The sequence below is a fragment of the Flavobacterium dankookense genome (assembly GCF_004362665.1).
GTDB lineage: Bacteria > Bacteroidota > Bacteroidia > Flavobacteriales > Flavobacteriaceae > Flavobacterium > Flavobacterium dankookense.
On the sequence record NZ_SNXR01000007.1, the window covers coordinates 1 to 4,024 of the forward strand.

Below are 4,024 nucleotides of genomic sequence, written 5' to 3' on the forward strand. Positions count from 1 at the left end.
TAGTAACTGTACATGGTGCTCCAAATGTTGGTTCAGCAGGGAATGGAGCAGTTGTTCTAACGGCTACATCAACCAAATAAGTAGTACCATAGTGGAATTCGTTTAACATTGTTAAAGAGAACCAGTGTAAGCTTCTATCTAAAGTTTGAACAGTTCCTGTTTGAGTGTTAGTAACTCTAAAACGGTACTGTGTAACTCCTGGTAAGCTAGTTGTAGCAATTAAAGTTGCTAACGTTGGCAATGTTTCTCCACAGTAAGACTGTAACTGTGTTGAACCAACTCCTCCTACTGGTGAAGTAACTGGCGGTGTAGAATAAGAACATGCTGGTCCATAATAACCTACAAAGTTCGTTTGTCCTGCTCTTCTCAACATTACTCTAACTGAATAAGTAGTAGCATATTGATAGTTTGCCAATTGTGTTAAACTAAAGTACTGAACATTTCTATTGATAGTCTGAACACCATTTGGTCCAGTAATCTCAAATTGATATTCAACAGCATTTGCTGTTCCAACACATGAAATAACAGAACCAATATTTGATAATGTAGTTCCACAATTTAACATAGTTGATGTAAATGGAGCAAATCCATTATCTAATCCACCAACACAATCATTGTCAACACCATCATATGGAACTTCAGCCAATCCTGGGTTTGCACCTGGGTTTGCATCATCACAGTCGGTGTTGTCGGCTACATAACCCGGTGGTGCTTCACAAGCAGATATTACTACTAAAGCATTACCATAACCATCATTGTCCGAATCTTCATAAAAATTAGAATTAGAGCTTACAGAAATAGATGCAGTATTATTTTCAGTTAAAACAAGAGCATCAGTTACTGCATCTGTTCTTTCAATTTGAGTAATTCTCAATACTTGACCATCATTCTCCAAAAAAAGACGAATTAATACCGAAGCGGAACCTGAACCATTAGCTACAACATTAGTAATAACAACAGCATCACCATTATCAATAGTATAAGTGATACTTGAAGTACTATTTGGAATTAAACCATTTATAAAAAATGTGGCATCAGAATCATCACAGGCTATATTCACACTTTGAGAAACACTTCCAAAAGTTGGTGGTGCTGCAGCAGTAATAACAGTAATAGGATTTGAATTCGCAGAAGTACTGTTAGTACTTGTCGCTCTTACTCTATAATAATAAGTAGTTTGAGCATTCAAACCTGTAACCTCATGTGATAAATTAGCAGCTACATCTAAATCATTTACTAAATAAACACCTGCAGAAATTAATTCTTGACCACTATTAGTCAAACCTTTTGTATTTGCTCCTATTGAAGCTGCCCAAGTAAAACTAGAAGAAGACGAACCACTTCCTACTAAATGAATACTTGAGTTTTCTGGAGTAGAATTAGTTTCAGAAATACTTACGGCAGTTGACGTTTGCCCACTTGCTGGTCCATTTGTTGCAGTAAAAGAACCTTCATAACTCAAGAAGCTAATCAATCCAGAACTATCTGACAAGGCAAAACCATCTGGTGCACCATTTTGAACACCGTCCGCAGCAGTAGTTACAGAATAGAAAGTAAAGTTACCATTTGTTTCTCCCTCAACCATTGAACCCAAAGTATAACTAGTTCCATAAGTACCTCCACCAGAACCATTATAAAAAGTTAATGTCAATCCAGTTCCTGCATAAGTTGAAGGAACAACAATTTCAACAAATTCATTACCATCAGCACCAAGATCATCATAATGGAATTCATTTATCCAAGGTGTGCTAGATACAGTAGTAAAAGGCGAAGCACTTACATCCAATCTATAGGCATCAGCTCCATCAACAGCCTCCCAATTAGCCACAAAACTAGTTGAAGTAATATCCGACGCTGGTAATCCAACAGGAGCAGACAATTGAGATGTAGTAAAATTAAGTACAGTACCATTCACAGTTCCTGTTCCATCAATTGCATAAGCTCTATAAAAATATTGCGTGTTTGGCTCTAGACCAGTAAGAGTAGCAGGATTTGAAACCTGAATACTTCCTGACATATCATTTGAAGTACTATATTCTAAACCTGAAGAACTAACGGTTGAACATCCAGGCGTAATAGTTCCTGTAATTGTTGCGCTAGTACTAGTGACAGAAGAACTTCCTACTGTAGCAGCAGTTACTGGATTATTTATCCCAGTTCCAGTTGCAGCAACAATAATGTTACTTGCTCCACCACCCGAAATTAAAATAGTACCATCATAAGATTGAACTAAAGTCGGTGAAAACTTAACATAAATAACCTCTAAAATCTCATCATTAGCATCTGGTGATAAAGTCAATGAAGAAGAATAAGAAGGATTTGCTTCTGTTGTCGAAAAACTAAATCCATCTAATGGACCAACAGTAACATCACCAGTTAAAAACTCTCCCAAAAGACCAAAACTTCCAGCAGTAGTAGTTATACCTGTACAAACAGAACCAAAACCAGTTAAAGGATCTGCCTCTAATGAAGGTGACGTATTAGGTAAAGTGGTAACCGTTTGATCTGGACCAAATGCCGTTTCAACACCAGCACCATTTCTAGCTTTTACAGCATAAAGATAAGTAGTATTTGGTGTTAAACCAGATACAGTTATTAAACCCGGAACCGGTTGTATTTGCCAATCCAATTCTGTTCTCCAAAACGGAGTTGCACCTAATGTACCATTAGATTGTAAAAAACTACTACCTACTTTAATGGCATATTCTGTAATAAAAGGATTCCCCGAACCATTGAAGTTAAAATCAAAACTAGTAGAAGTAACAACTACTGCTTCATCTGCAATTACAGGATCATTTGCCAAAGTATAAAAAGCAACATTTGAACCATTAGTAACATCCGAACCTACTTTTCCAACAGCTCTAAAATTATATTGTACATTTGGATTCAAACCACTTACAGTAGCAGAAACTGCGGTAGCATCAGTACCAGTAATAACTCCTGGCGTTGAAGCATAAGAATTACTATAAGGAGAAGTTGATGTACCAAAATCGAACGAACCATCTACCGAACTTCCATTAGCATCAATCGTTCCATTCAAAGTAACTGACGAACTAGTAAGACCAGTTGGAGCTGATGTAGTAACAACAGGTCCAACTGGAGCTAATGTAGGTGTTAGTGTAAAATTATCCAATCCAACACCTTGCGAATTTGAACTTCCACTATTAAAATTCCATCTCAAATATAAATTACCATTATTAGGAATATTAATACCTGTTAATGCAAATGATTTACTAACAACAGTTCCAGTAGTAAAATTATATGCATTCGCTCCAGTGGCAAAAGCACCACTATCTCCTGCTGTTCTAGCTGTCCAAGTAGATCCATCTGTAGAGGTGAAAAAAGTTATACTACAAGCTGTAGAATTCACTCTATAACGCTCATAATCAAAAGTAAAAGCAACATCATTCATCTGAACACCAGAAGTGTTTTGAAAATGTACCATAATTGAATTTGGATTTGCATAACTTCCAGAAGTCATAAAACCAACTGCTCTATCAGTTGTCGTTGTTCCATTACCCCAGTTGTAACGACCACCTGCAGATGGTGATCCCGAACTAGCTTGCGCTGTTGTTGCTGTAAAGTTCCCTCCAGCAGACCATGTTGGAGAAGAAGTTCCTGCAACTGACATTTTCCAATTTGATGGAAGCGAAGCTGTAGTCGTCGAGCCAATTCCATCAAAATTTTGCGATAAGGTAGTGCCGCTAGAAATGCTTATTTGTGACCATAAACCAGTCACAAAAAAACACATTACAAAAAGTAATAACATACTTACCTTGTTGTGTAATAATTGTTTCATAAAAAAAATAGTTTGATTTGATACAAAATTAGTCATTAATTCAATTAGATAACTAAATAGATATTATATAATTGTTAACCATTTAACAAAACAAAAACCGCCTCAATTGCTTGAGGCGGTTTCCTTTATTTAAGTTCTAATGAGAAACTTATCTCTTAATCATACGTAATGATTTAGCATTACCATCTTGGCTAACAACTACGTTGTAAACTCCAGTTGGATAAC

General features: G+C 36.4%; 1 protein-coding gene. It reads right to left on the reverse strand.

The annotated features are described in order from the left end of the window. A partial coding sequence (locus BC748_RS14245) for a putative metal-binding motif-containing protein (RefSeq protein ID WP_211338540.1) occupies positions 1–3,799 on the reverse strand: 3,799 nt, incomplete at its 3' end. Between the last annotated feature and the right edge of the window lie 225 nt (positions 3,800–4,024).